This is a genomic window from Actinomadura sp. K4S16 (assembly GCF_008327685.1).
In the GTDB taxonomy this organism is placed as follows: Bacteria; Actinomycetota; Actinomycetes; order Streptosporangiales; family Streptosporangiaceae; genus Spirillospora.
In genome coordinates this window covers 124,892-151,765 of record NZ_BDDE01000018.1, presented here as the reverse complement: position 1 = coordinate 151,765, position 26,874 = coordinate 124,892, and the positions used below count along the sequence as shown (strand labels likewise).

The following is a 26,874-nucleotide window of genomic DNA, read 5'->3' as shown; positions in this document are numbered from 1 at the left end:
TGTGATACTCCTCGCATCGCCCGGCCAGGGCGCCCAGACCCCCGGCTTCCTGCAGCCATGGCTAGAGATACCCGGAGTCGCCGACCGGCTCGCGTGGTGGTCGGCGGTCACGGGTCTCGACCTGGTCCGCTACGGGACGGTCGCGGACGCCGAGGAGATCCGTGACACCGCGGTCGCACAGCCGCTGCTCGTCGCCGCCGCGATCGCCGCCTGCGAGGTGCTCTACGAGGACGCCCCGGCCGGCAAGCCGGGGCCGGACGCCGTCGCCGGGCACAGCGTCGGCGAGCTGGCCGCCGCCGCGATCGCCGGGGTGCTGACCCCCGAGGCCGCGCTGGTCCTGGTCCGGGAGCGGGGCCGGGCGATGGCCGAGGCCGCCGCGGTCACCGAGACCGGCATGACGGCCGTGCTCGGCGGCGATGCCGACGAGGTCCTCGCCGCGATCGACAAGCACGGGCTCACCCCCGCCAACGTCAACGGCGCCGGCCAGGTCGTCGCCGCCGGGACCACCGAGCGGCTCGCGCGGTTCGCCGAGGAGCCGCCCGCCAAGGCGCGGCTGCGGTCGCTGTCGGTCGCGGGCGCGTTCCACACCGAGCACATGGAGCCCGCCGTCGGCGTCCTGCGCCGGCTGGCGCCCGGCGTCCCCGTCGAGGACCCGCGGGCGAAGCTGCTCCAGAACCGCGACGGCGCCGTGGTCGACGACGGCCGCGAGTTCGTCGCCCGGCTCGTCGAGCAGGTCAGCGCCCCCGTCCGCTGGGACTCGTGCATGGCGACCATGCGCGAGCTCGGCGTCACCGGGATCATCGAGCTGCCGCCCGCCGGGACGCTCACCGGGCTCGCCCGGCGCGAGCTGAAGGGCGTCGAGCTGGTCGCCCTCAAGACCCCCGCCGACCTGGACAAGGCCCGCGAGCTGATCAAGGCGGACGCGTCATGACCGCCCTCACCATCCCCGAGGCGGCGCCCGGCGCCCGCGTCCTGGCGTTCGGCGACTACCGCCCCGCCCGCATCGTCACCAACGACGAGCTCGCCGAGACCGTCGACACCAACGACGAGTGGATCCGCAGCCGCGTCGGCATCTCCGAGCGGCGCATCGCCGGAGACGACGAGGGCATCGTCGAACTCGGCGTGCACGCCGCGGGCAAGGCGCTCGCGGGCAGCGGCCTCGCCCCCTCCGACATCGACCTCGTGATCCTCGCGACCTGCTCGGCGGAGACGCCGATGCCGGGCCACGCCGCGCAGGTCGCGCACCGCCTCGGCATCGAGGCGCCCGGCGCCTTCGACCTCAACGCCGCGTGCGCCGGCTTCTGCTACGCGCTCGGCACCGCCAGCGCCGCCGTCCGGGCCGGCAGCGCCCGCAACGTGCTGGTGATCGGCGCGGAGAAGATGTCCCAGTGGGTGGACTGGACCGACCGCTCCACCTGCATCATCTTCGCCGACGGGGCGGGCGCGGCGGTCGTCGCGCCGAGCGAGACCCCCGGCATCGGCCCGGTCGTGTGGGGCAGCGCCGGCGACAAGTACGACAAGATCATCATTGACGACCGCAACTCGTTCATCCGGCAGGAGGGGCAGGCGGTGTTCCGCTGGGCCACCAGCGCCATCGCGCCCATCGCCCTCCAGGCGTGCGAGCGGGCCGGGGTGAAGCCCGAGGAGCTCGCGGCGGTCGTCCCGCACCAGGCCAACCTGCGGATCATCGAGGCGATCGCCCGCAAGGTGAAGGCCTCCAACGCCGTCGTGGCCGACGACATCGTGCAGTCCGGCAACACCTCGGGCGCCTCGATCCCGCTGGCCCTGTCCCGAATGATCGAACGCGGCGACGTGCCGTCCGGCGCCCCGGCCCTGCTGGTCGGGTTCGGCGCCGGACTGTCCTACGCTGCCCAAGTCATCCAGATCCCGTAGGCCGTCACGCCTGAACGCAGGCTCTGGACCAACCCACCGAAGGAGAACGCAGAACCATGGCAGTCGCCACCGAACAGCAGATCCTGGACGGCCTCGCCGAGATCATCGACGAGATCGTCGGCATCGACAAGTCCGAGGTCACCCCGGAGAAGAACTTCATCGACGACCTCGACATCGACTCGCTGTCGATGGTCGAGATCGCGGTGGCCGCCCAGGACAAGTTCGGCGTCGAGATCCCCGACGACGAACTGCGCAACCTGAAGACGGTCAAGGACGTCATCAACTTCGTCCAGAACCTGCAGAGCTGAGCCGCGGGAGGGCGCGCCGCCACCCGGGAGGCGGCGCGCCCTGCCCTCCTCCCCTCACAGTCCGCAAGGAGCACCCAATATGAGCAAGAGCCAGACCAGGGTCGTCGTGACCGGTCTCGGTGCAACGACCCCACTCGGCGGCGACCTGCCGTCGACCTGGTCCGCCCTGCTCGCCGGCGAGTCCGGTATCCGCAAGCTGGACTGGGAGGGCGTCGAGGACCTGCCGGTCCGGTTCGCCGCGACGCTGAAGGTCGACCCGTCCGAGGTGATGCCGAAGCAGAACCTGCGCCGGCTCGACCGCAACCAGGCGATCGCGCTGATCGCCGCGCGCGAGGCCTGGACGAGCGCCGGGTTCGCCGCGCCGACGGGCGGCAAGCCGCAGAAGGGCATGGAGCGCCCCGGCGTCGAGGGCGGCTTCACCGTGGACGGCGAGCGCCTCGGCGTGGTGCTGTCCAGCGGCATCGGCGGCCTGCACACCGCCCTGAACAGCTATGACGTCTTCCGGGAGAAGGGCTGGTCGCGGGTCTCGCCCTTCACCGTCCCGATGCTGATGCCGAACGGCGCCTCCGGGCACGTCGGCATCGAGTTCGGCGCGATGGCCGGCTCGCACGCCCTGGTCAGCGCCTGCGCGTCCAGCGGCGAGGCCGTCGGGTACGCCATCGACATGATCCGCGCGGGCCGCGCCGACGTGGTGATCTGCGGCGGGACCGAGTCGTGCATACACCCCCTGCAGATGGCCTCGTTCGGGGCGATGCGCGCGATGTCGACCCGCAACGAGGAGCCGGAGCGCGCGTCCCGGCCCTACGACAAGAACCGCGACGGGTTCGTGCTCGGCGAGGGCGCCGCCGTGATGATCCTGGAGTCGGAGGAGCACGCCCGCGCCCGCGGCGCGACCGTCCACGGCTTCGCGGCCGGCTGCGGCTACTCCGGCGACGCCTACGACATCGTGCTGCCCGACCCGTCCGGCTCGGGGCAGGCGAAGGCGATGCAGCGGGCCCTCAAGGACGCGGGCCTGGAGCCGACCGACCTCGTCCACATCAACGCGCACGCCACCTCCACCCCCGCGGGCGACGTCGCGGAGCTCGCCTCCATCAAGGCGGGGCTCGGCGAGGAGGCCGCCCGCCAGGTGGTCATCACCGCGACCAAGTCGATGACCGGGCACCTGCTCGGCGGCGCCGGCGCGCTCGAGTCGATCTTCACCGTGCTCGCGCTCAAGGAGGGGCTCGTCCCCTTCGTGGCGAACCTGGAGGACATCGACGACGAGGTCGACCTCGACATCGCCCGCGACGAGCCCCGCAAGCTCCCGGACGGACCGGCCGCGGCGCTCAACAACTCGTTCGGATTCGGCGGCCACAACGTGTCGGTCGCCTTCCAGCGCGCTCTCTGATCCGTCTCGTCGAGCGGCCCGGCCGGGGGTTCCCGCCGGGTCGTTCGCGTGCGCTCGTCCGGCCGCGCTCGTTCGTTCAGGGGACCTTGAGGGTGACGAGCGCGATGTCGTCGCGCGGCACGCCGTCCTGGAAGTCCAGGACGCGGTCGGCGATGCGGGCGGTGATGCCGTCGGCATCGAGGGCCCGCACCTCGGACAGCAGGTCGGCGAGCCGTTCCTCGCCGAACAGCTCCCGGCCCCGGCGGGCCTCGCTGACGCCGTCGGTGAAGAAGAGGACGACGTCGCCGGACCGCAGCTCCACGGCCTCGTCGGCGAGCGCCACGTCCTCGAACACGCCGAGCAGGTCGCCGGTCCGGCCGATGGACCGCACCTCGCCCGCGGCGGTGCCGAGAAGCGGCGCCGGATGCCCGCCGAGCGAGACGGTCAGGAGCGGCCCGCCGCCCGGACCGCGCTCGATGCCGGCGTAGACGGCGGTGCAGAACCGCTCCGCGCCGGGGCGCAGCAGGGACGAGTTCAGCCTGCGGAGGACGCCGGCGGGCGAGTCGGCCTCCGCGGCGACCGCCCGCACCGTGTGCCGCGCCAGGCTCGTCACCACCGCGGCCTCGACCCCCTTGCCGCACACGTCCCCCAGCACCAGCCCCCACCGGCCGGGAGAGACCTCGAACACGTCGTAGAAGTCTCCTCCCACCTCGTCGCCGGCCCCCGCCGGGCGGTAGGCGTCGCCCACCTCCAGGCAGGGCACGGGCGGCAGCGCGGGTGGGATGAAGCTGCGCTGCAGGGTCTCAGCGAGCTGCCGGACGCGCGCCTCCGACTCCCGCGCACGGCCGCGGGCGTGAAGCAGCTCCCGCTCGTACTCCCGGCGGTCGGTGGCCTGGAAGACGCTCACCAGGACGGCGGCGGGCCCGCCCGGCTCCTCCGGGTGCAGCGTCGAGTTGACCAGGACGGGCAGCCGCTCGCCGTCCGCGCACCTCAGGTCGACGGCGATCTCGCGGACCTCGCCCTGCATGGTCAGCAGCGGCGTGAAGTGCGTCTCGTAGTAGATGCGGTCGCCGATGGGGAGCAGCTCCTGGAAGCGCGTGCCGCCGAGCAGGTCTTCGGCGCGGTGGCCCGTCCAGTCGAGGAACGTCCGGTTGACCCTGGTGATCGTGCCGTCCGGGCGCAGCGACAGGTAGCCGCAGGGCGCGTGCTCGTAGAGGGTGCGCAGGCGGGCGAGTTCGTCATCCGTGCCGGCCATCGCGGCCACCCGGAACCTTCGCCAGGAAATCCCTGATCGCCTCGATCGTCTCCTCGGGCGCGCTCAGGTTGGGGCAGTGCCCGGTCGCCTTCATCCTCACCAGCTCGCTCCCGGGGATGGCGCGGTGCACGTACTCCCCCACCGCCTCCGGGGCGATGATGTCGTCCGAGCATTGCAGCAGCAGTGCCGGGACGCTCAGTTCGGCCAGGTCGGCCCGGTTGTCGGACAGGAAGGTCACCCGCGCGAACTGCCGCATGATCTCGGGGTCGGTGCGGCAGAAGGAGTTGGTCAGCTCCCGGCCCAGCTCGGGCCGTTCCGGATTCCCCATGATCAGCGGCGCCATCCGGCTGGACCAGCCGAGATAGTTGCTCTCCAGCGACTCGAGGAGCTCGGTGATGTCGGCGCCGGTGAACCCGCCGACGTAGTCCCCCTCGTCGACGTAGCGGGGCGAGGGGCCGACCAGCACGAGGCCGGCGAAGCGGTCCGGCTCCCGGTTGGCCGCCAGCACCCCGATCATCGCGCTGACGGAGTGCCCGACGAAGACCACGTCGCGGAGGTCCAGTTCGTGGACGATGTCCAGGACGTCCTCGGCGTAGGCGTCCAGGGTGTCGTACCGGTCCGGCGAGTAGGCCGCCAGATCCGAGTCCCCCATCCCGACGTGGTCGAAGAGGACGACCCGATGGTCGGCCTCGAAGGCGGGCGCGGTGAGCCGCCACATCGTCTGGTCGCAGCCGAACCCGTGCGCGAAGAGGAGGGGCTGCTCTGACCGTCGGCCCAGGTCGTGGACGTTGTTGCGGGTCAATGCGGTCATTGCCCCAGCCTGCCCCGGACCTCCCGTCTCCACACCTCCCGGGCCGCCCGGTCGCGGGCGTGGGCGCCTCCCGATCGGGCGGAGCGTACGAGTTGCGGGACGGGTACGCTTCGCGCGGACGGCGCCCGGCCGGCCGTTCGGACGGCGGCCGGGCGGCTCAGACGGCGGCGTGCAGCCAGCGGACGGGGGCGCCGTCGCCGGCCCTGCGGAAGGGCTCCAGCTCGTTGTCCCACGGCGTGCCGAGCAGCCGGTCGAGCTCCTGCTCCAGGGCGGTCTTGCCGACGGCGGCGTTCGCCATCACCGCGCGGAGCCGGTCCTCGGGGATCATGATGTCGCCGTTGGCGCCGATGACCCCCGTGAACACCCCGAGGGACGGGGTGAAGCTGAAGCGGACGCCGTCGGTGCCGGGCGTCGGATCCTCGGTGGCCTCGAACCGCACCAGTTTCCAGTTGCGCAGCGCGGAGGTGATGCCCGCGGCGGTGCCGGGCCTGCCCTCCCAATGAAGCTCGGCGCGCAGGGTTCCGGGCGCGGCCGGCTGATCTGCCCACTCAAGGGAAACGGGCACCCCAAGAACACCTGCGGCGGCCCACTCGATGTGCGGGCTCAGCGCAGGTGGCGCGGAGTGGACGTAAAAAACGCCACGTGCGGTCACCGGACCTCCTGGATCTGTACCGAGGCTCGTCTTCCCCTACGGCCTCGTACGTCCCAAGTCGGCGTCCGCGTCCCTCATTGTGCATCATCGGCCCGAGTCGCACCACCGGGAGTTCGCAGTTTGTTGAACGCTTGAACACACGATGCACATCGTTCACCCGGCACTTCCGGCAAGATCCACTATTGCGGACGGGCCGGCGGCGTGCCCGCGCCCGGAGGTGACTCCCGTCACGGAGCCGCCGTCGGCCACGTTCCGGTTGCGCTTCCGCACGGAGGGGCATCATTCCGGCGGCCCTGACCACCGCTGGTCGCCAGGGCCGCCTTCGGGTCAGCCTGCGCGCGAGGAGGGCCCTCGGCGCCCCGCGACTCTCAGCGAGGCGGCGCGGGGTCGGCGTTCCGCTGCTTCAGGTAGCGGACGACGAGGAACGCCAGGCCCACCGCCGCGGCGACGACGCCGACGCCCACCAGCGTCCCGACCAAGCCGCCCCAGGCCTTCACCGCGCCGTAGAACGTCATGAAAGCGGCACCGAGCACCAGCGTGATCCCGATGGCGAGACCGGCACGCGCCAACTGCTCGTCGAACGGCATCACCGCCAGACCGACGAGCAGCAGCGCGATCGGGATGGCGACCGGTTTGGGCACACCGACGGCCATCTGCAGCAGGGCGACCAACCCGACCGCGGAAAGGAGTACGAGTATGACGATTTTACGGAGCGACGGGGGGATGCGCACCTCGGTGACCTTTCTTTGGCGTTCATAGAGAGCGCTTTCAAGTGAAGACCATGATCGAAGAAATATCAACAGCGACCGGAGCGCGGGCGGATGGCGGCATGGACAATTCGCCAGGCAACCTGGCGTTTCTTACCGCGATGGCAACAATCGGACAGCCCATCGACCACTTCCCGGCCGAGCGGCTCCTCCGTCCCCGGAGGTGGTCGCAGCCCCGCCTTGGCGGGACGATCAGGCAGGTCAGGCGAATGGGGACCGCAGGCTGCCGCCGGCCGGATGGCGAATTCGCCAACGGCGGCATTGGTTGGACGCGAGAGAACTCCCGCCGGTTTACCGGACTCCTGAATTTTCACCGGGAATCGTCTTCCCTGCGGCCTCATACGCCCCAAGTCGGCATCCACGTCCCGCTTTGCGTGTCATCGACCTGAATCGCGCGACCGAGTTCCCAATCCACTGAAGGCTCAGCCCCATGTCGCCACATTCGGCCACCTTCGGCCCTTTACTGGACACGAGGAGTCACCAGGCGGGCACGATGGGCAAGAGGGACCGGTTCGGGGAAGCGAGGGGCGATGTTCGATCAGCAGGCGCGGCTGGACCGGGTGCTGGCGCGGCATCCGGACGCGGTCGTGGTGGAGCCGATGCCGGGGCGGCCGGCGCTGGTCCGCCGGGACGAGATCCTGGTCGCCGGGCGGGACGCCGGCGCGGCCGAGGCGCTGGTGCGGCGCTGGTTCGACTCGCGCCACGACGAGGGCGGCGTCGCGCGGCTGCGGCTGCGCGCCCCCGCGAAGGTGGACGTGTGCGAGCTGGCGTCCGTGCTCGGCGGCGCCGACCGGCGGCACCGCAGGCTGAGCGTGTCGCCGAACCACCTCGTCCTCGGCCAGCCGATGTGGTGGAGCGGCCCCGCGGACCTGCCCCGGCCCGCCGCTCCCCTGCCCGCGCCGAGGCGCGTCCCCGTCCGGCGGGACGTGACGGTCGCGATCCTGGACACCGGCCTGGCGCCGCACCCCTGGTACGAGGACGAGGAGTGGTTCCGCGAGCAGCGGGACGAGGTGGCGGAGGTCCTGGACGCCGATCTCGACTTCAGGCTGGACGCGCAGGCCGGGCACGGGACGTTCATCGCGGGCGTCGTCCTGTCGCAGGCGCCGTCCGCCGTGCTGCGGGCCCGCCGCGTCATCGGCGGCGACGGGGTCGGCGACGAACTGGAAGTGATCCGGGCGCTGGAGTGGCTCGCCGCCCGGGGCCGCGCCGACGTCGTCAACATCTCGCTCGGCTGCCACACCTACGACGACCGGCCCTCACCTGTGCTGTCCCAGGCGATCGCCGCGCTCGGCCGCCGCACGGTCGTCGCGGCGTGCGCGGGGAACGCGGCGACGGACCGCCCGTTCTGGCCCGCCGCGATGAAGCCGGTCATCGGGGTCGGCGCCCTGGACGGCGACGACCGGGCCTGGTTCTCCAACCACGGCTGGTGGGTGGACGCGTGCGCGCAGGGCGTCGGCCTGGCCAGCGCCTTCGTCCGGTTCGACGGCCCCCGCGCCGCGGTGAACGGGTCCGATCCCGACCGGTTCGAGGGCTTCGCGACATGGAGCGGGACGTCCTTCGCGACGCCGGTCGTGGCGGGCCGGATCGCCGCCGTCGCGGCGGAGGAGGGCATCGGCGCGCCCGAGGCGGCCGACCACGTCCTGGATCCCGCGCGGCACCCGGTTCTTCCGGGTCTCGGCACCGAAGTCCACACTGCGTCATCGGTCGATGCCTTAGGGTGAAAGTGGAGCAGGGGGCCTCGGTAGGAGACTTCGGTGGCCCATAGGGACGATGCCCATAGGGACGACACGGACGAGCTGGTGGTCCGGGCACGCGACGGCGACGGGGACGCGTGGGCCCGGCTGGTCGAGCGGCACAGCGGGCTGCTGTGGTCGATCGCCCGCTCGTACGGCTTGAACGACGCGGACGCGGGCGACGCCGTGCAGACGACATGGCTGCGGCTGGTTGAGCGCATCGGGGAGCTGCGCGAGCCGGCCGCCGCGGCGTGCTGGCTGGCCACGACCGCGCGGAACGAGAGCCTGCGGCTGGCGCGCCGGCGCGGCCGCCCGCTTCCGCCGGTGCCCGCGCCGCGCGCGGCGGAACCCGAGCCCGACCGGGTGGTCGCGGCGCGCGAGCGGCTCGGCCTGGTCGGCGCGGCGCTGGAGCGGCTGCCGCTGCGCTGCCGGACGCTGCTGCGGCTGTTCGCGCTCGCGCCGAGCCACGCCGAGCTGGCCGCCGCCCTCGGCATCCCCGTCGGCAGCGTCGGCCCCACGCGGGCGCGCTGCCTGGAGTCGCTGCGGAGGCTCGTCCCGTGAACGACGAAGAGCTGATGGCGGGGATCCGCGAGACGTTCGAGGTCCTCGACCCCGTGCCGCCGGCCGTCCTCGCCGCGGCCCGCGCGTCGATCGCGTGGCGGGCGCCGTCCGCGCGGCTGGCGGAGCTGGCGCAGGACCAGGACGGGCAGCCGGCCGGGGTGCGCGGCGGCCGGACCCGGACCCTGACGTTCACCTGCCCCGCCGCGACGGTCGAGATCGAGGTGTCCCCGGACGGCCGGTACCGGGAGGTCCACGGGCGGCTGGACCCGGCCGCCCCGGCGCTCGTCGAGGTCCGCCACCGCGACCTGCCGCCGGGCGGGGCCACGGCGCGCACGGACCCGGCCGGCATGTTCTGGCTGCCGCGCGTCCCGTCCGGGCTGGTGAGCCTGATCCTGCGGCTGGACGACGGGACGTCGATCGTCACGAGCTGGATCCGGCTGTGACCGGGCGCGACGAGCGCGCCCTGCTGCGGATGGCGGCCGAGGCCCCCGCGACCGCCTTCACCCGCGCGCTCGCGCTGCTGGAGGACGGCGGCGGGATCCTGCCGCTGCGCGTGGCCGGCCTGGCCGCCAAGGAACTGGGGCGGCTGGACGAGGGGGTCGCGTTCCTCCAACGCGCCCTGGAACTGGCGTCCGGGTCTGATCCGTATGCGGCGGCGCAGGTGCGGATGAACCTCGTCGGGCTGCTCACGGCGCGCGGTGAGGTCACCGAGGCGCTCGCCCACGCTCGCCGGGCGGCGTCCGTCCTGCACGGTCCCGACGCCGACCGCCTGGCCGCGAACACGGCGGGCGCTCTCGCGCGGGCCGGACGTCTGGAGGAGGCACACGAGGTCGCCGTGCAGGCCCTGCCCCGGTTGCGTGAAGGGCACGACCCCGCCGCGCTCAACGGCCTGCTCACCAACCTCGGCCTGGCACGGGCGTTCCGCGGCGACTACGACGGCGCGGAGGAGGCTCTGGCCGAAGCCGTGGCCGTAGGGGAAGCCGCCGGGTTACGCCATCAGACGGCCATGGCGAAGGGGAACCTGGCGTTCACGGTGTCGCGGCGTGGGGACGTCCCGCGCGCGCTTCGCCTCTTCGCAGAGGCCGAACCGGGCCTGACCGGTGAGCGCCTCGCGCAATGCCGGTTCGACCAGGCGGAGACCCTCATCATGGCCGGTCTGCCAGGGGAGGCGCGTCCCGTCCTCACCGCCGCCTTGGAGGCCGCCACAACGAACGGCTACGGATGTGACATCGCGGACGGCTACCTGCTCCTCGCCCACGCCGAACTGGCCGACGGGAACCCCGAACAGGCCACCGTGGCGGCCGAGCGGGCCCGCACGACGTTCGCCCAGCAGAACCGCACCGGGTGGGCGCTCCTGGCCGAGCACGTACTGCTCAAGGTCCGGTGGGCGTCCGGGGAACGCTCGCCCGTCCTGCTCCGCTCCGCCACGGCGGCGGCAGAACGGCTGGAGGGCGCCGGCTGGGCGGACGCCGCCGACGAGGCCCGCATCATCGCCGCGCGCGTGGCGCTGTCCCTGGGCCGCCCGGCAGGCCATCTCCTGGCCTCCGTCCGGCGGACGTGCGGCCCGGCCTCGGCCCGGATCGCCGCCTGGCACGCGATAGCCCTCGAACGCTCCTCCCGGGACGCCCGCAGGGGCGCGCTCGCGGCGGTGCGCGCCGGGCTGGAGGTCACCGAGGAGCACGCGGAGGTCCTGGACGCGCTCGACCTGCGCGCCCGTGCGGCGGGCCTGGCCGCGGAGCTGGCGGAGCTCGGCCTCCGCCTGTCCGGGTCGGCTCGGGAGCTGCTCGCCGTGGAGGAGCGGCGGCGGGCCATCGCGCGGCCCGTCCGCGTCCGCCCGCCCAAGGACCCCGAGCGCGCCGCGGCGCTGACGGCGCTGCGCGCCCTCAGCGTCGACCGCACCGCCGACACGGCCCGCGGCGGAGCCCCGTCCGCCCCGCCTGCGGACCTGGCCGAGCTGGAGGACAGGATCCGCGAACGGACGCGCCGCCGCCCGTCCGGCGCGTCCCCGGGGCGCCCGGCCACGGCAGGCGCGGTGGCGGCCGCGCTCGGCGACCGCGCCCTTGTCGAGCTGATCGCGATCGGCGGCGAGCTGCACGCCGTCACCGTCGCGGGCGGCCGCCTCCGCCGGCACCGCCTCGGCGCGCAGGAGGAGGCGCTGCGCGAGACCGTCCTGCTCCGCTTCGCCGCCCGCCGCCTCGCCGAGGACGGCCGCCGGCCGGAGCCGTCCGCCCTCACGGGTGCGGCGGAACGCCTCGACCGTCTCCTGCTCGATCCGCTTCACGCCGTCCTGGGCGACCGCGAACTGGTGATCGCTCCGACGGGCGCGCTGCACGGGCTGCCCTGGGCGGCCCTCCCGTCCCTGGCCGGACGCCCGGTCACGATCGTGCCGTCCGCACGTGCCTGGCTCCATGCCTGCACGCGCGCTCCCTCCGACGGGCATGCCGTCCTCGTGGCGGGCCCCGACCTCCTGCACGCCGACCGTGAGATCGCGGCCCTCCGTCGCCTCCACCCCGACGCCGTGGTGCTGGACGGCCCCGACGCCCGCGCCGAACCCGTCCGCGACGCCCTGGAAGGGGCCGCCCTCGCCCACATCGCCGCCCACGGCGAGTTCCACCAGGGCAACGCCCTGTTCTCGCGCCTGCGCCTGGCCGACGGCCCGCTCATGGTCCACGACCTGGACGAGCTGACCGATCCGCCGCACCTGATCGTCCTGTCCGCGTGCGACATCGGCCGCGCCGACGAGGGCGACGCCGTCCTCGGCATGGCCGGCGCCCTCCTCGCACTCGGCACCGCCACCGTCATCGCCAGCGTCCTGCCCGTCCGCGACGATGCGACCCCCGCCTTCATGACCGCCTTCCACTCGGCCCTGGCTGACGGCCTGGCCCCCTCCCGGGCGCTGGCCGCCATCCCGCGGACCCCGGCCACCGCCGGTTTCCTGGCCATGGGCGCCGGCTGAGACGGGCCCGGAGCGCGGGTCAGCCGTCGCCGGTGGCGACCGGGTTGCCGGGGTCTGTCACCCAGTTCGACCAGGACCCCACGTAGAGGGCGGCCGGGATGCCGGCGAGGTGGAGGGCGAGGATCTCGTGCGCGGCGGTGACGCCCGAGCCGCAGTAGGCGCCGACGTCGAGGGCGTCGGTGGCGCCGAGCTGGGCGAACCGCTCGCGCAGCAGTTCGGGCGGCAGGAACCGGCCGTCGACGCCGACGTTGCTGGACGTGGGGGCGTTCCGGGCGCCCGGGATGTGCCCGGCGACGGGGTCGACCGGCTCCTGCTCGCCGCGGTAGCGCTCGGCGGCGCGGGCGTCCAGCAGCACCCCGGCCCGGGCCAGTTCCGCGGCCCCCTCGGCGTCCAGCACGGGCAGGCGGCCGGGGTCGGCGGTGAAGTCGCCCGGCTTGACCTCGGGCTCGGCGGTGCTCACCGCGTGGCCGGCCTCCGCCCAGGCGCGGTACCCGCCGTCCAGGACGCGGACCCGCTCGTGCCCGAAGTAGCGCAGCGACCACCAGACCCGGGCGGCCGCCGTGGAGTCGGCGTCGTCGTAGACCACGACCAGGCTGTCGGCCGAGACGCCGGCGCGGCGCATCGCGGCCTCGAAGGCGGCGGGGTCCGGCAGGGGGTGGCGCCCGCCGGGGCCGGGCGGCCCGGCCACGTCGCGGTCGAGGTCGACGAACACGGCGCCCGGCAGGTGCCCCTTGCGGTAGGACTCGATCCCCGGCGGTCCGGCCAGATGCCATCGGACGTCCAGCAGGACCACGTTCGCCTGTCCTCGGAGCAGCCGGTCCAGCGCGGGCACTTCGATGAGAGGGTGCACATCGCCAGTTTGGCCGTCGTTGCCCCGATTAGGGAGGGGCGAATCCGGGTTCATCTCAACTCCGCACGGGATCTCAGGGCCGGGACGCGGTGAGCAGCGGCACCAGTTGCTCGGCCGGGACGAGGGAGCCGTGCATGCCGACCATCCGGTCCAGCCAGGGCTCCCGCTCGGACGCGGTGATCGCGAGGTCGGCGTGCGGGACGGCGATCACGTCGCCGACGCGTTCCAGCATCCCGGGGCCGATCCGGCCGAACCATCCGTTCTCCGCCGCCTGCTCGCTGCTGACGACCCATGCCCGGTCGCCCAGCACGGCCGTCCAGGCTGCGAGCACGTCGTCGTGGGCGCCCGGCTCGCTGTAGACGTAGCGGGCGCGGGCGTCCCCGCCGAGCAGGGCGACGCCCTCACCCAGCTCAGGGACGGTGTCGGCGTCGATCCGCTCGCCCGGGTCGACCATGCCGTGGTCGGCGGTCACGTGCAGGGACGACCCCGGCGGCAGCACGGACGCGATCTCCTGCGCGAGGAGGTCGACGAACCGCAGCTGGTGCCGCCAGTCGGCCGATCCGACGCCGAACCGGTGGCCGGTCGCGTCGAGGTCGGCGTGGTAGACGGTGACGTAGGAGCGGTCGCCGCGGCGCAGGGCCAGCTCGGCGCGTCCGACGAGCTGGCCGAGGCCGGCGGCCCCCACGTAGTCGGCGCCGCGCGCGGTGGCGCGGCTGAGGCTCGACTTCCGGTACAGGGGGTTCGACACGTACGCCACCTCGACGCCGTCCGCCGCCGCCCGGTCGTAGACGGTCGGGACCGGCTGGAACGTCTCAGGGTCGACGGTGTCGTCCCCCCAGCGCAGGAGGTTCAGCAGCCGGCCGGTGCCGGGGACCGCGACCTGCACGCCGAGCAGGCCGTGCTCACCGGGCGGCGCGCCGGTCGCCAGCGAGCCGAGGCTGCTGACGGTCGTCGCCGGGAACCCGGCGGTGATCGGGCCGCCTTCCAGCGCGTTCAGGAAGGGCGCCTCGGCGGGGTGGGCCTTCAGCTGCTCCCAGCCGAGGCCGTCGACCAGCAGCACGCAGACGCGCGGCACGGCGGGCAGCCCGAGGGCGTTGGGCGCGTCCGGGACGCCCAGCGCGGCCAGCGCGGAAATCGGCAGGTCGGCCAGTGCGCCCTCTCCATAACGCGGGACGGGCGGTGCGGCGATGTGCGCGCCTTGGCGGGGCTCGCCGCCCCCTCCGGCGGGCACCCCGCTCACTTGGCGGTCGCGGCGGACAGTTCCTCGGCGAACGCCAGCACCTGGCTCACGGCGTCCGCGCCGTCGGCGGCCTCGCTGACCCGCAGCGACAGGTCGTCGGCGGTGACGCTGCCGGTGTAGCCGTGGTCGGCCTCGCAGTTCTCGTCGCCGCACGTCGCGGGTTCGAGGTCGATGTGGGCGATGGCGCCCCAGCCGATGGTCAGCACCACCTCGGTGGGCGGCACCCCGGGCACGTAGGAGGCCGGGTCGGGGACCACCCGCGTCACCGCCACCGACTGGACGCGCTCCAGCTTGACGGCCTCGGTCGTGGTGGACGCGTGCGGCCGGGTCATGCCCTCGCCGGGCGGGTGCTCGTCGGTGTGGCACACCAGCAGCCGGCTCGCCGACAGCACGAGCACGGTCACGTGCCGCCGCACCTCCATCGCCGGGTCGAAGGTCGCCTCGTGGTGGACGACGTAGGCGACGACGCGCTCGTCCCCCACGGCCGACTCGACCGCGTCCGCGACCAGGGCGGGGTAATATCCGCTGCGCTCGATCGCCGTGCGCAGACCACTGACGGTCGCTCGGGTTTCCCTCATGGCCCCATCCTGCCCTGTCCGGGGCCGGACGCGCACATGACCGGCACGGCACACGGTCATATGTCCCCGCGCGGGGTAGGGGGTGGGCATGGACGAGCATCCACTGCCGACCCCGCCGCCGGTGCCCCCGCCCACGCCGGACCCGGCTCCGCCCCCGCAGCCCCCCGTGCCGCCCGAGCCTCCGCCCGGCCCCACGCCGGGGCCCGCGCCGCAGCCCCCCGGCCCCGTCCCGCCAGGCCCTTCGCCCGAGCCCGTGCCGCCCGGACCGCCGCCGGAGCCCACCCCGCCCGGCCCGGCACCGGAGCCGGTGCCGCCCGCGCCGCCTCCCGAGCCGATCCCGCCGGGGCCCGAGCCGGATCCCGTCCCGCCGACGCCGCAGCCCAGCCCTCCCCCGCCCCCGGGGTGAGACGGCGGCCCGACCCGGGTCAGAGGTGGCGCGGCTCCAGTTCGGGACGCGGCCCGAGGGGGCGTCCCAGCGTCAGCCTGACCGCGCGCACCGCGACGCCGGACGCGCCGACCATGACGGGGTTCAGCTCCAGCCGCGCCACCTCGGGAAGGTCGTAGCCGAGGCGGGACGCGCGCAGCAGCAGCTCCTCCAGGGCCCCGAGGTTCACCGGATCGGCGCCGCGGTGCCCGAGCAGCAGCGGCGCGGTGCGGATCGCGCGGATCATCTCGGCCGCCTCCGCGTCCGCGAGCGGCGACAGGCGGTAGGCGCGGTCCTCCAGCAGCTCGGCGGTCTCGTCGGCGATCCCGAACGAGACCAGCGCGCCGAACGAGGGGTCCTCCCGGACCACGATGCGGGTCGCGACCCCGTCCGTGCCGCCGGCGAGCCCGATGCCGTAGCAGGCCAGCAGCTCCACCGCCTGCTCCGGGTCGACCTCGACGGGGCCTCCGTCGCCCAGCCACCCCGCGACCAGCTCCCGCGCCCTGGCGCGGTCCACGTCCTCGAACACCGGCATGCGGCCGTGTGGACGCTGCCGCCACTGCGCGTACCGGATCACGTACGCGAGCGCCCTGACGGCGTCTTCGGGCGAGGCGTAGGACGGCACGGAGCCTTCCGCGGCCATCCCGTCCGGGCCGATGACGCGCAGTTCGGCCGGCATGCCCTCGGTGCCGAGGTAGGTCGCCACGATCGGCTTCCTGCCCTCGGCGGCCAGCCGGAGGATCTTCTCGGGGACGCGGACGTCGAAGCCGCCGATCGTCGGGGGCGTGAACAGCGCCACGACCGCGTCGACCGAGTCGTCGTCCAGCGCCCCGGCGAGGGCGGCCTCGTAGTCGTCGGCGTCGGCGCTCGGGCCGAGGTCGATGCGGGGCCGGACCTCCAGGCCGAGCGCGACGGCCTCGTCCTGCGCCAGCAGGCCCAGCGAGTTGGAGTTGTCGATGATCGCGATGCGGTCGCCGGCCGGGAGCGGCTGGTAGGCCAGCACCTGCGCCACGTCGAACAGCTCCGCGAGGTCCTCCACCCGGATCACGCCGGCCTGCTCGAACAGCGCGCTGACCGCGTGGTCGGGCAGGGTGAGCGCCCGCGCCGCGTGCCCGATCGGGACGCCCTGCGTGCTGCGGCCGCTCTTCACCGCCACGATCGGCTTGCGGCGGCCGAGCCTGCGCGCCAGCCGCGCGAACTTGCGGGGGTTGCCCAGCGACTCCAGGTAGAGCAGGACGGCCCTGGTCGCCGGGTCCTCCTCCCAGTACTGCATGAGGTCGTTGCCGGAGACGTCCGCCCGGTTCCCCGCCGAGACGAACGTGGACAGCCCGAGACCGCGTTCGGCCGTCCGCTGCAAGATGGCGATGCCCAGCGCGCCGGACTGGGAGAAGAACCCCACCGGGCCGCGTCCCGGCATGGTCGGCGCCAGGGTCGCGTTCAGCCGCACGTCGGTGTCGGTGTTGGCGATGCCCAGGCAGTTGGGGCCGACGACCCGCATCCCGTAGGCGCGCGCAAGCCGCACCAGTTGCTCCTGGGCGGCGCGTCCCTCTTCCCCTACCTCGCCGAAGCCGGACGACACGACGACCAGCCCGCGCACACCCTTGCCTGCGCACTCCTCCACGACCTCGTGGACGGCGTCGGCGCGCACGGCCACGACGGCGAGGTCCACATCGTCCGGGATCTCCAGGACCGACGCGTACGCGCGGACCCCGGCCACCGCGACCGCCGACGGATGCACCGGGTACACCGGTCCGCTGAAGTCGCCGGCGAGCAGGTTCCGCAGGACGGTCTGCCCCACGCTGTGCTCGGCCCGGCTCGCCCCGATCACCGCCACCGACCGCGGGAACAGCAGCCGCTGGATCGACCGCGACTCGGCCCGGTGCTCGCGCGCCGTCATGACCTCCAGCGAGGTGTCGGTCGGCTCCAGGTCGAGCACGAGCTCGATCACGCCCTCCTCGAAGCGCTGCTCCGCCTGGTACCCCGCCTCCCGGAACACCCCGGTCATCCGGCGGTTGTCGGGCAGGACGCTCGCCACGAACCGGCGCACGCCCCGCTCCCGCGCCGCCGCGGCGATGTGCTCCAGCAGCACGGCACCGAGCCCGCGGCCCTGGTGCGCGTCCTCCACGAGGAACGCCACCTCCGCCGTCTCGGGCCGGTCGGCCAGGCTGTCGTAGCGGACGACCGCCACCATCTCCTCGGCGATCGTGGCGATCAGCGCGACGCGCCGGTCGTAGTCGACGGTCGTGAAGTGCTCGACATCGCGGTCCGACAGGTGGGGGCGCGGGGAGAAGAACCGGTAATAGATCGACTCCGGGGACAGCCGCGCGTGGAACGTGCGCAGGAGCTCGGCGTCCTCGGGCCGGATGGGACGCAGATGGGCCGTCCCGCCGTCGCTGAGGACGACGTCGGCCTCCCACTGGTCCGGGTAACGCTCGGTCACGTACCCGAGGGTAAGGCACGGATGCGTCACGGCCCTCGCGAAGAAAAACGGGCTTCCTCGGTTTCGCTGCGCGTTCGAGACCTAATCGGGGCTCGAGAGCTGTTACGGTCGAGCACACGCCCTGAATGCCGCTCGCGCGGGCCGTGTTGATCGAGGTGATGACTCCATGACGCGCGTGGTCGTGGTCGGCGATCTTATGACAGACACCGTGGCTCGTGCCGCGTATCCCCTTGCGAAGGGGAGCGACACGCCCGCCGCCGTGACGACCCACGGTGGCGGCTCCGGCGCCAACGTGGCCGCATGGCTTGCCGTGGAGGGGACCGACGCCGCCTTCGTCGGCCGCCGCGGCTCCGACATCGCGGGCCGTAACCGGGACATGGAGTTGATGGGCTACGGCGTCGACGCCCGCCTCGTCATGGACCAGGAGCGTCCCACCGGCACCTGCGTGGTCATGGTCACCCACAAGGGCGACCGGACGATGCTGTCGGACCCCGGCGCCAACGCCGCCCTCCTCCCGGAGGACATCGAGCGCTGCAAGGACCTGTTCTCCCAGGGCACCCACCTGCACCTGTCGGGGTACTCCCTGATCAACGAGGGCTCCCGCAAGGCGGCCATCCACACCCTCGACATCGCCCGCAAGGCGCAGATGTCGGTCTCCGTGGACGGCGGCTCGTCCTCCCCGCTCAAGCGGATGGGCGCCGAGCCCTTCCTGGAGTGGACGCAGGGCGCCCGCCTCCTGGTCGTCAACGCCAAGGAGGCCGAGATCCTCACCGGCCGCGACACCCCGGAGCAGGCCGCCAAGGTGCTGACCGCCTGGTACCCCCAGGTCGTCATCAAGAGCGGCGCCGACGGCGCCCTCTGGTACACCAACGGCCGCCCCGAGCCGGTCACCGTCGCGGCGGAGCCCGTCGAGAAGATCGTCGACGGCACCGGCGCCGGTGACGCGTTCGTCGCCGGGTTCCTCCCGCCCTGGCTGGACGGCAAGCAGCCGGCCGACGCGCTCACCGCGGGCTGCCGCCTGGCCGCCCGCGCCATGCAGCACCTGGGCGCCCGCCCCACCCTCGACGTGGTCGACAACCAGATCAAGTAGCGGCGGCCCGGTCGCTCGGGTGAGCAGCGCCCGTCAGGCGAGCGGGGTGTAGGTGCGGACGTCCTCCTTGACCGCGTCCCAGAGGCGGTTGAGGGGGTGCCCCGCGTCATAGCGTTCGAGATCGGCGCGGCGGACGAAGGCGCCCGTCATGAGCTCGGCCTTGGGCTCCAGGTCGTCGTGCAGCTTGATCGCGCGGAGCGGGACGGCGTCGGGGTCCTCCTGCGCCGCCATGCCCCGCCCGATCGAACCCGTGACGATCATGCAGCCGCGCACGAACCCGGAGCGCAGCAGCGACAGCCCGTAGTGCAGGTCGTCGATGTCGGCGACGACGCTCAGGCGCTCGCGGAAGTTCGTCCCGTACCAGGTGGCGAGCAGGTCGGCGACGAGCCCTGCGGGCGGCACCACCAGCGGGATCCGGCCGAGGCGGCTGGTCTCCACGGGGGTGTCGGGCAGTTCGCCCTCCGGCAGGTTGGTGAGCAGCAGCGCCTGGCCCCGGGCGTACTCGATGACCTCGTACTCCTTCAGGCGCAGGTCGCCCTCCGGGGTGCTGACGATGCTGCCGCAGATGAGGTCGACCTGGCGGGTCTCCAGCCGGGACCACAGGTCCTTGGTGCGGACGTGGGCGACCTTGAACTCGACCTCCCGCTGCCGGAACTCCTCGGAGACCCGGTCCCAGGCCCGGGAGACGATCGGCAGGGTGAACTCGGTCGTCCCGACCGTCAGCATCCGGCCGAGGCGGCGCCGGCTCCAGTGAATGGACTCCAGCCATTTCTCGAAGGTCGTGCGCGCCAGTTCGACCGTGGTCTCCCCGGTCGGGGTGAACAGGTAGTCCTTCCCGCGCCCCTGCCGGACGGTCAGGACCTCGCCGCACAGGACCTGGCTGTTGCGGTTCAGCGTGTCGAGCTGCTTCTGGACGCTCGACTGCTCGCGGCCCAGCACCCGGGCCGCCCGTAGCGCCGACCCCGTCTCGTGCACCACCAGCAGCGTCCGGAGCTGGTCGAACGTCATGTCCAGCAGGCCGGGCGGACACTCCAGGAGCGAGTCGAGGGTCGGGGACATGGGGTGGGACATTACTACCTCATCCGGCGGGTCGCGGAAATGGCCGCGCGGTCAACTAAGCGGGAAATGATGACATTTCCGCCTGAACTTATCTCAAGATGTTCTGCCAAACAACTGGACAGAGTTTTCTAACCTCTAGAACACTTTCCTTCGAGCCGCTCCACCGCCGCCGTCACCCGTCCCACTCCCAGGACGGCGGCGCTCCCGGGCGCGCCCCGGTGGTGCCGGCCGCCGGGGCCGCCGCCCGGCGCCCCGACTCCCGTTCGCCGCGGCTCTTCTCCGCCGCGGCGCCGGGACCGGACGCCGGCCCGTGCGCGGGGCCGCGCGCACGGGCCGGCCCGAAAACGTCCCGCCCGCGCCCACGGGGGCGCGCGGGCGGCACACTCTTCCCCTGCCGCGAACCCGGCCCGCGGCGGGGCACGGCGTCCACCCGCCAGCGGCGCGGCCGCCGCCGCACGCCGAGGACGAGACGGCCCGGCCCAGCGCGGTCACCGCCAGAGCCGCCTCGTGCCGCAACCGGCGGCAGCGGTCACACGCGGCATCCGCCCTCCGCGAAGGCCGGGCAGAGATCGTCCCTCCGCGCTCCCGGGTCCGCTGTAGGCGAGGGCGGACCAGGATCCGCCACCTCCGCCGGGCAAGAGGTCGGTCGGTCCCTCCGTCTTCCCGGTCCGACGTGGGCGAGGGGGCGGACCAGGATCAACCGCCTCCGCCCAACCGGGGGCGTATCTCGCCGAGCGGCACTGGATTGCAGGGCTTCGCCGGACCGCGCACCTGGTACAAGCTGAGCTGCACCGCCGTCATGCCTCCGGCGCGGGTCACGGCGAGCGTCCAGACCAGGGTGTTTCCGGGCTTGATGCGTTCAGGATGCACGTAGAAGATCGCGCGCTTGTCCCGGTGGGGCAGGAGCCATCCGTCATCGACCGGGCTCGCACGCCTGTTGGCCTCCACGTCGAGATCACCACGCGGGACGCTCGAACACTCCGTCTGGGAGGGGATCAGTTCGATGTCCGCCTTGACGCCCAGCGCGGCGAGCTCGCGTTCCACCCTGTCCAGCCGCCGCTGGATGATCGCCGGTGGGCCTGCGAGGTCGTCCATCGTCACCTTGATCCGGCCGTCCGGCAGGCGCTCGGCCGCGTACGCCTGGTCACCGCCCGACCCTCCGCCGAGCGGCACCGTCGCGACCGCCGCGGCGCCGATGGCCGCGACGCCCAGCACGTAGGGCCGCCGCACCCGGAACCTGCGCTCCCGTGTCCGCGCCCTCTCCTCCAGCCGGGCTCGCGCCTGGGCGGTCACCTCGGACGACGGACCGGGACGGGCGTCGTGGTACTCCCGCAGCATGCGCATCTCGTCCATCACTCCGCGTCTCCTTCAAGGGCTTTGCGCAGCTTGCGCCGCGCCCGGTTGAGCCGGGAGCCGACCGTCCCGACGCGGATGCCGAGTGCCTGCGCGACCTCCTCGTAGGCCAGGTCGCCATACACGACCAGCAGCAGGACGTCGCGGTCTCCCGCGCCCAAGCCCGCCAGCGCCGCCGCCAGCCGGGGCCGCATCCCCTGCGCGCTGACCATCTCGGCGACCCGGTCGGCGTGGTCGGTCTCGTCGGCCGCGCGTCCGACCGCCCGGTAGGCCCGCGTCTCGGAACGGCGATGCCGCCGGAGGAGGTTGGTGGCGATGCCGTACAACCACGCGCGGGCCTGGGGGCGTCCGGTGTCGTACTTGTGCCGCAGCGTGAAGGCCGTCAGGAACGTCTCGGCGGCCACGTCGTCGGCCGCGGCGTCCCCGAGACGGGACGCGACGTAGCGGTGGATCTCCGCGAAGTACCGGTCGAAGATCTCCGAGAACCGCTCAGGATCACCACGGGACGCCGCCATCACCACGGCGTCGCTGGGCTCCACGGGCATCCCGGCCGGCGCCGCGGACGAGGGAACAGTGGCGGCCATGCGTCGGCACCTTCCGAGTGGCTCCCCTGACACCCGTTATTGCCCGCCCACGCCGCCAGCCTTCACGCCAACCCCCAAAATGGCCAATAGGGGCCGCGCCACCATGGCCACCGCAGCCTGCGCACGCCCGACACCCGACACATCGCACGCCCGGCCGCCTGGCGGGTCGAACACGCCGGTACCCGGGCCTCGGCCGTCCGCGTGCGGCGGTAGGAGCGCCCGGCAGCCTGCGCACGCCCGGCACCCGACACGCCCCCGGCACGTCGCGCGTGTGGTTGCAGGCCGCGTGCCCGGTGGGTTGAGCGCGCTCGGCGTCCTGCGCGTTCGGGTGTTGCGTGTGGTGGCAGGGCGGGGATTGGGAAGGGTGCCGGGTGGGGAGTGCGGGGCTTCGGGGTTAGGTGGGCGTAGCTAGTGCCAAGGGGAGGGTTGATTGAGCGCCGGACTCTTTTAGGAGGCGGGTGGCTACGGTCATTGTCCAGCCGGTTTCTATGCGGTCGTCCACCAGGAGGATGTGGCCGGGGTTGTCGACTAGGGCCTCGGCCAGGTCTTGGGGGACGGCCAGGGCGTTCCAGACGGAGCGGAGGCGTTGGGCGCTGTTGTGGCGGCGGGGGGCGGGGTCGCCGATGGGGGTCACGCCCAGGTAGGGCAGGCGGCCTATCTGGGCGATGCGCCGGCCGAACGTCGTGACCAGGCGGGGGCGGGAGCGGGAGCCGATCGTGACGACGCCGGTGGGGCGGGCCGTCCAGTCCCAGGCGGCGAGGACCTTCACGACGGCGTCCACCAGGTCGGCCGGGACGTCGGTGTCGTCGGCGGCGAACAGGCCGCGCAGGCGGTTGCCCCAGCCGATGTCGGTGAGGCGGCCGAGGGCGCGGCCCGTCTCGGCCTGGAGCTCGGGCTTGATGCGGCCGGAGACGCCCAGGTCGTCCTTCACGCCCGTCGGCCACATGCGGCGGGGGGCGATGTCGACGCCGGGGCGGTGCAGGCGGTCGCGGGCCTGGGTCGTGCTCTCCTGGGTGACCTCGGTGGGCCAGTGGCGGCCCGTGCAGTTGTCGCAGCGGCCGCAGGGCGCGGCGGCGGGGTCGTCCAGCTGGCGGCGCAGGAACTCCTCGCGGCAGCCGGTGGTGGCGATGTAGTCGAGCATCGCCTGCTGCTCGCGGCGGCGCTCGGCGGTGACGCGCTCGTAGCGCTCGCGGTCGTAGGACCAGGGTTCGCCCGTGGACGTCCAGCCGCCCTTGACGCGGCGGGCGGCGCCGTCCACGTCGAGGACCTTGAGCATCATCTCCAGGCGGGCCCGGTTGAGGTCGACCATCGGCTCCAGGGCCGTGGTGGAGAGCGGGCGGTCGGCCATGTCAAGGACGTCCAGCGTGCTGCGGACGATGTGCTCCGGAGGGAATGCCAGGCTTGCGAAGTAGGCCCAGATGTCGCGGTCTTCGCGGCCGGGGAGCAGGATCACCTCGGCGCGGTCGACGCCGCGACCGGCCCGGCCGATCTGCTGGTAGTAGGCCACCGGGGACTGCGGGGCACCGACGTGGACGATGAAGCCGAGGTCGGGCTTGTCGAAGCCCATGCCGAGGGCGCTGGTGGCGACGAGGGCCTTGAGCTTGTTGTCGTGGAGGTCCCGCTCGGCCTGGAGGCGCTCGGCCTGCTCGGTCTGGCCGGAGTAGGCGGCCACCTCGTATCCGCGGTCGCGGAGCCAGCCGGTGATCTCGTGGGCCGCGGCGACGGTGAGGGTGTAGATGATGCCGGAGCCCGGGAGGTCGCCGAGGTGCTCGCCCAGCCAGGCGACGCGCTGCTCGGCGGAGGGGAGGTTCACCACGGCGAGGTGCAGCGAGTCGCGTTCGAGGGGGCCCCGCAGGACCAGGGCGTCGTCGCCGGCGAGCTGCTCGGCGACGTCCTTGGTGACGCGGGCGTTGGCCGTCGCGGTGGTGGCGAGCACCGGGATGCCGGGCGGCAGGTCGGCCAGCAGGGTGCGCAGCCGCCGGTAGTCGGGGCGGAAGTCGTGGCCCCAGTCGGAGATGCAGTGCGCCTCGTCGACCACGACCAGCCCGGCCCCCGCGGCGAGCTTCGGCAGGACGAGATCGCGGAAGTCGGGGTTGTTGAGCCGCTCGGGGCTCACCAGCAGGACGTCGACCGCGCCCTCCTCGACCTCGGCGAAGACCTGGTCCCAGTCGCCGGTGTTGGACGAGTTGATCGTGCGGGCGCGGATGCCCGCCCGGTCGGCGGCCTCGATCTGGTTGCGCATCAGCGCCAGCAGCGGCGAGACGATCACGGTCGGGCCGGCGCCGCGCTCGCGCAGCAGCCGGGTCGCCACGAAGTAGACGGCGGACTTGCCCCAGCCGGTCCGCTGGACGACGAGGGCGCGCCGCCGCTCGACGACGAGCGCGCTGATCGCCGTCCACTGGTCGTCGCGCAGCCGCGCGTGGTCACCGGCGAGGGCGCGCAGGCACCGCTCGGCCTCGTCCCGCAGACCGTCCGAAGAGCTCATGCGTCCTTGGTACCAGTGCCGCGGAGCACCCGCACCAGAACGACGTTCTGTGGAAAACGGCCGGTTTCGGCTGATCACGGCTTGCACCGCGCGACCGATACTCTTCGCGAGTGGACTGGGAACAGACGATCGACACGGCCATCAAGGCGGCTATGATCCCGCTCTGCACAGGGCTTTCCTGCTGGGCCTTCGTAGAAGCGTGGGCCAACTTCCGACTCCTGGTCCGCGGGCAGTGGATCGAGGCGGAGATCGTCGGAGTCCGTGAGGACTCCGACGGCGAGGGCGATCCCCGCTTCTATCCCGAGGTCGCCTTCAGCCCGCCGGACAGCGACGAGGTCAGAGTGGAGTCCAAGGTCGGTCGGCTCTATCCGATCGACCGCTCGACGCGGCTGCGCGTCCGGTACGACCCGGCCAAGCCTCAGCGCGTTCGCTTGGAGGGCTACGACAGGCCCGGCCTGTTCTCCTGCTTGGCGGCCGGAGTCGCAGGGGCATCTCTTGCCGTGGGTTTGGTCGTGAACTTCGTCACCTGATGTCCTGAGCCGCGGCCACAGGTCGGCGGCCCCAGTGCGCTGCGTCGGCCACTGCCGCCCGGCATTCGCATGGCGACGCCGGTGAGTGAGAAGGGTGGGACGCAGGCCACGGATTGGGGACGCCGGGCAGGTGGGTAGCCTGCCAGTCAAGATCGGTTCATGGGCGGGAAGGGACACCTGGGGGGAATGGGCGCGGCTGATCGCTTGCGGCGGACATGGCAGGTCCTGATGGACACCACGCCCCCCGAGGCGCCGGAAGACGAGCCGAGCGAGATCGTCGACGCGCGCGTCGTCGATCTGGTGCTGCGCGTGGGCGAGCTCCTTCTGGCCAGTGGCGAGACCACCGAGCGCGTCAACGAGGCGATGCTCGGTCTGGCCGTGGCCTACGAACTCCCCCGCTGCGAGGTGCAGGTCACGCTGACCAGCATCCTGGTCTCGGCGCACCCGGGAGGGGGCGCGGCGCCGATGACGGGCGCGCGCGCCATCCGGCGGCGGACTCCGGCCTACTGGCGGCTCACCGCGCTGCACCAGCTCGTCCAGGACGCGTCCATCGGCATGCTCGAACTGGAGGAGGCCCACAAGCGGCTCGCGGAGATCAAGAGGGGCCGCCCTCCGTACCCGACCTGGCTGCTGGTCGTGTCGCTCGGGCTCATCGCCGCGTCGGGCAGCGTGCTGTCCGGCGGCGGGCCGCTGGTGGCGACCACGGCGTTCGTCGCCACGATGCTGGGCGACCGCACGGCCGCCGCGCTGGCGCGCCGGGGCATCGCGGAGTTCTTCCAGCTGTCGGTGGCCGCCGCGATAGGAGCGGCGGCGGCCGCGGGGGTGGTGGCCCTCGGCAACCCGGGCCAGGCCGCGACGATCGTCACCGGCTCGATCCTGGCGCTGCTCCCGGGACGCCCGCTGGTGGCGAGCATCCAGGACGGCATCACCGGAGACCTGGTCAGCGCCGGGGCGCGGGTCCTGGAGGTCTTCTTCATGATCGCGGCGATCGTGGCCGGGCTGGGCGCCGTGGTCTACCTCGCGGTGAACATGGGCGTGCCGATCGACGTGGTGCACCTGCCCACCCCCTCGGCGAGCCTGAAGCCCATCGCCGTCCTGGCCGCCGCCGCCATCTCGCTGACGTTCGCGGTGTCCCTCGCCGCCCCGCGCGACGTGCTGACCACGGTCGCCCTGGGCGGCGCGATGATCTGGGTGCTGTACGTCCTGGGCCGCGGATGGCACGTTCCACCCGTCCTGGCCGCCGCCGTGGCGGCGACCCTCGTCGGTGTCATGGCGAGCTGGCTCGCCCGCAGGCACGGGGCGCCCGTCATGCCCTTCGTGGTCCCCGCCATCGGCCCGCTGCTGCCGGGGACGGCGCTCTACCGCGGCATGGTCGAGCTCAACACCGGTTCGCCGCAGGCGGGCGTGCTGAGCCTCATCGGAGCGATCTCCGTGGCGCTCGCGCTCGGCGCCGGCGTGAACCTCGGCGGCGAACTCGTCCGCGCGTTCCAGCACGTCGGCCTCAGCGCGTCGGGCCGCTGGGCCCGCCCGGCGGCCCGCCGGACCCGCGGCTTCTGACCGGGAGCGGCCAGGGCGGTTTTGTCGGTGGGGGACGTTACGTTCGCGGCATGTACCGACAGGGAGACGTCCTGATCCTGCCCGTGCCCGAGGAATCGGTTCCGCAGGCCGTCCGCGAGCTGCCGCCGTCCCCGCGCGACGGCCGGGGCCGCATGGTGCTGGCCCGTGGTGAGGCCACCGGGCACGCCCACGCCCTCGCCGCGCCCGGCACGCTGCTGCGCACCCCCGACCCGCTCGTCCCGGACCACCTGCACCTGCCGTCCGGCGGGCGGCTGGTGCATGAGGAGCACGCGGCGATCACCCTGCCCAAGGGCTGGTACAGGGTCATCCGCCAGCGCGAGTACGTGCCCGGCGCGGTCCGCGTCGTGGCCGACTGAGGGGC

General features: G+C 73.5%; 24 protein-coding genes. 12 read left to right on the top strand and 12 right to left on the bottom strand.

Going from position 1 to position 26,874, the window contains the following annotated elements; all coding sequences use genetic code 11:
• The first annotated feature begins 1 nt into the window (after position 1).
• The 4 genes from K4S16_RS28815 (at position 2) to K4S16_RS28800 (ending at position 3,588) form a co-directional block, all read left to right on the top strand.
• Positions 2–931: an ACP S-malonyltransferase gene (locus K4S16_RS28815; RefSeq protein ID WP_149262188.1), complete on the top strand. Its 930-nt coding sequence runs from the start codon at positions 2–4 to the stop codon at positions 929–931.
• Positions 928–1,893: a beta-ketoacyl-ACP synthase III gene (locus K4S16_RS28810; protein WP_149262187.1), complete on the top strand. Its 966-nt coding sequence runs from the start codon at positions 928–930 to the stop codon at positions 1,891–1,893. The genes K4S16_RS28815 and K4S16_RS28810 overlap by 4 nt, the downstream gene beginning before the upstream one ends.
• 56 nt (positions 1,894–1,949) lie before the next feature.
• Positions 1,950–2,201, top strand: a complete 252-nt coding sequence (locus K4S16_RS28805) for an acyl carrier protein (protein WP_141583250.1) — start codon at positions 1,950–1,952, stop codon at positions 2,199–2,201.
• A gap of 79 nt (positions 2,202–2,280) precedes the next feature.
• Positions 2,281–3,588 (top strand): beta-ketoacyl synthase, encoded by a 1,308-nt coding sequence (locus K4S16_RS28800; protein ID WP_149262186.1) that lies wholly within the window; start codon positions 2,281–2,283, stop codon positions 3,586–3,588.
• Between the two features lie 76 nt (positions 3,589–3,664).
• Here the strand turns inward: K4S16_RS28800 and K4S16_RS28795 are convergent, their stop codons facing one another.
• The 4 genes from K4S16_RS28795 to K4S16_RS28780 all read right to left on the bottom strand — a co-directional run bounded on the left by K4S16_RS28795 (position 3,665) and on the right by K4S16_RS28780 (position 7,016).
• Positions 3,665–4,822 (bottom strand): SpoIIE family protein phosphatase, encoded by a 1,158-nt coding sequence (locus K4S16_RS28795; RefSeq protein ID WP_149262185.1) that lies wholly within the window; start codon positions 4,820–4,822, stop codon positions 3,665–3,667.
• The gene (locus tag K4S16_RS28790) at positions 4,806–5,633 is read right to left on the bottom strand and encodes an alpha/beta fold hydrolase (protein WP_149262184.1); all 828 of its coding nucleotides are present in this window, start codon (positions 5,631–5,633) and stop codon (positions 4,806–4,808) included. The genes K4S16_RS28795 and K4S16_RS28790 overlap by 17 nt, the downstream gene beginning before the upstream one ends.
• A 157-nt stretch (positions 5,634–5,790) precedes the next feature.
• The gene (locus tag K4S16_RS28785) at positions 5,791–6,285 is read right to left on the bottom strand and encodes a DUF3145 domain-containing protein (protein WP_149262183.1); all 495 of its coding nucleotides are present in this window, start codon (positions 6,283–6,285) and stop codon (positions 5,791–5,793) included.
• Between the two features lie 368 nt (positions 6,286–6,653).
• Complete coding sequence (locus tag K4S16_RS28780; RefSeq protein WP_149262182.1) at positions 6,654–7,016, bottom strand: hypothetical protein; 363 nt, start codon at positions 7,014–7,016, stop codon at positions 6,654–6,656.
• Positions 7,017–7,582: 566 nt separating this feature from the next.
• Between K4S16_RS28780 and K4S16_RS28775 the strand changes: the two genes are divergently transcribed.
• The 4 genes from K4S16_RS28775 to K4S16_RS28760 are packed head-to-tail and all read left to right on the top strand — an operon-like array spanning position 7,583 to position 12,302.
• The gene (locus tag K4S16_RS28775) at positions 7,583–8,773 is read left to right on the top strand and encodes a S8/S53 family peptidase (RefSeq protein ID WP_149262181.1); all 1,191 of its coding nucleotides are present in this window, start codon (positions 7,583–7,585) and stop codon (positions 8,771–8,773) included.
• A 33-nt stretch (positions 8,774–8,806) separates the two neighbouring features.
• The gene (locus K4S16_RS28770) at positions 8,807–9,346 is read left to right on the top strand and encodes an RNA polymerase sigma factor (protein WP_149262180.1); all 540 of its coding nucleotides are present in this window, start codon (positions 8,807–8,809) and stop codon (positions 9,344–9,346) included.
• Positions 9,343–9,789, top strand: a complete 447-nt coding sequence (locus K4S16_RS44530; RefSeq protein WP_160161065.1) for a hypothetical protein — start codon at positions 9,343–9,345, stop codon at positions 9,787–9,789. The genes K4S16_RS28770 and K4S16_RS44530 overlap by 4 nt, the downstream gene beginning before the upstream one ends.
• Positions 9,786–12,302: a CHAT domain-containing protein gene (locus K4S16_RS28760; protein ID WP_235037130.1), complete on the top strand. Its 2,517-nt coding sequence runs from the start codon at positions 9,786–9,788 to the stop codon at positions 12,300–12,302. Before K4S16_RS44530 ends, K4S16_RS28760 begins: the two co-directional genes overlap by 4 nt.
• Before the next feature lie 19 nt (positions 12,303–12,321).
• On the opposite strand, the gene K4S16_RS28755 is transcribed toward K4S16_RS28760, so the two are convergent.
• From K4S16_RS28755 to K4S16_RS28735, 4 genes are all read right to left on the bottom strand, one after another.
• The gene (locus K4S16_RS28755; protein WP_235037129.1) at positions 12,322–13,152 is read right to left on the bottom strand and encodes a sulfurtransferase; all 831 of its coding nucleotides are present in this window, start codon (positions 13,150–13,152) and stop codon (positions 12,322–12,324) included.
• 73 nt (positions 13,153–13,225) lie between these two features.
• Positions 13,226–14,383 (bottom strand): alkaline phosphatase family protein, encoded by a 1,158-nt coding sequence (locus tag K4S16_RS28750; RefSeq protein ID WP_235037128.1) that lies wholly within the window; start codon positions 14,381–14,383, stop codon positions 13,226–13,228.
• 5 nt (positions 14,384–14,388) lie between these two features.
• Complete coding sequence (locus K4S16_RS28745; RefSeq protein WP_149262178.1) at positions 14,389–14,970, bottom strand: DUF5998 family protein; 582 nt, start codon at positions 14,968–14,970, stop codon at positions 14,389–14,391.
• A 425-nt stretch (positions 14,971–15,395) separates the two neighbouring features.
• Complete coding sequence (locus K4S16_RS28735) at positions 15,396–17,834, bottom strand: GNAT family N-acetyltransferase (protein WP_149262177.1); 2,439 nt, start codon at positions 17,832–17,834, stop codon at positions 15,396–15,398.
• 166 nt (positions 17,835–18,000) lie between these two features.
• Between K4S16_RS28735 and K4S16_RS28730 the strand changes: the two genes are divergently transcribed.
• Positions 18,001–18,924, top strand: a complete 924-nt coding sequence (locus tag K4S16_RS28730) for a carbohydrate kinase family protein (protein ID WP_149262176.1) — start codon at positions 18,001–18,003, stop codon at positions 18,922–18,924.
• A gap of 33 nt (positions 18,925–18,957) precedes the next feature.
• On the opposite strand, the gene K4S16_RS28725 is transcribed toward K4S16_RS28730, so the two are convergent.
• The 4 genes from K4S16_RS28725 to K4S16_RS28710 form a co-directional block, all read right to left on the bottom strand.
• Complete coding sequence (locus tag K4S16_RS28725; RefSeq protein WP_200842178.1) at positions 18,958–19,983, bottom strand: LysR family transcriptional regulator; 1,026 nt, start codon at positions 19,981–19,983, stop codon at positions 18,958–18,960.
• Positions 19,984–20,679: 696 nt separating this feature from the next.
• Entirely contained in the window at positions 20,680–21,336 is a 657-nt protein-coding gene (locus K4S16_RS28720) for a hypothetical protein (protein WP_149262175.1), read from the bottom strand.
• Positions 21,336–21,920, bottom strand: a complete 585-nt coding sequence (locus K4S16_RS28715) for an RNA polymerase sigma factor (RefSeq protein ID WP_149262174.1) — start codon at positions 21,918–21,920, stop codon at positions 21,336–21,338. The genes K4S16_RS28720 and K4S16_RS28715 overlap by 1 nt, the downstream gene beginning before the upstream one ends.
• Before the next feature lie 394 nt (positions 21,921–22,314).
• Positions 22,315–24,405, bottom strand: coding sequence for a RecQ family ATP-dependent DNA helicase (locus tag K4S16_RS28710; RefSeq protein WP_149262173.1), 2,091 nt, complete (start codon positions 24,403–24,405; stop codon positions 22,315–22,317).
• A 110-nt stretch (positions 24,406–24,515) separates the two neighbouring features.
• Here K4S16_RS28710 and K4S16_RS28705 point away from each other — a divergent pair, with 110 nt between their 5' ends.
• The 3 genes from K4S16_RS28705 (at position 24,516) to K4S16_RS28695 (ending at position 26,869) form a co-directional block, all read left to right on the top strand.
• Positions 24,516–24,935, top strand: a complete 420-nt coding sequence (locus K4S16_RS28705; RefSeq protein ID WP_149262172.1) for a DUF3592 domain-containing protein — start codon at positions 24,516–24,518, stop codon at positions 24,933–24,935.
• A 228-nt stretch (positions 24,936–25,163) separates the two neighbouring features.
• A complete protein-coding gene (locus K4S16_RS28700; protein ID WP_149262171.1) occupies positions 25,164–26,492 on the top strand; it encodes a threonine/serine exporter ThrE family protein in 1,329 nt (442 codons plus the stop codon).
• Positions 26,493–26,542: 50 nt separating this feature from the next.
• Positions 26,543–26,869 (top strand): hypothetical protein, encoded by a 327-nt coding sequence (locus tag K4S16_RS28695; protein WP_149262170.1) that lies wholly within the window; start codon positions 26,543–26,545, stop codon positions 26,867–26,869.
• The last annotated feature ends 5 nt before the right edge of the window (positions 26,870–26,874 follow it).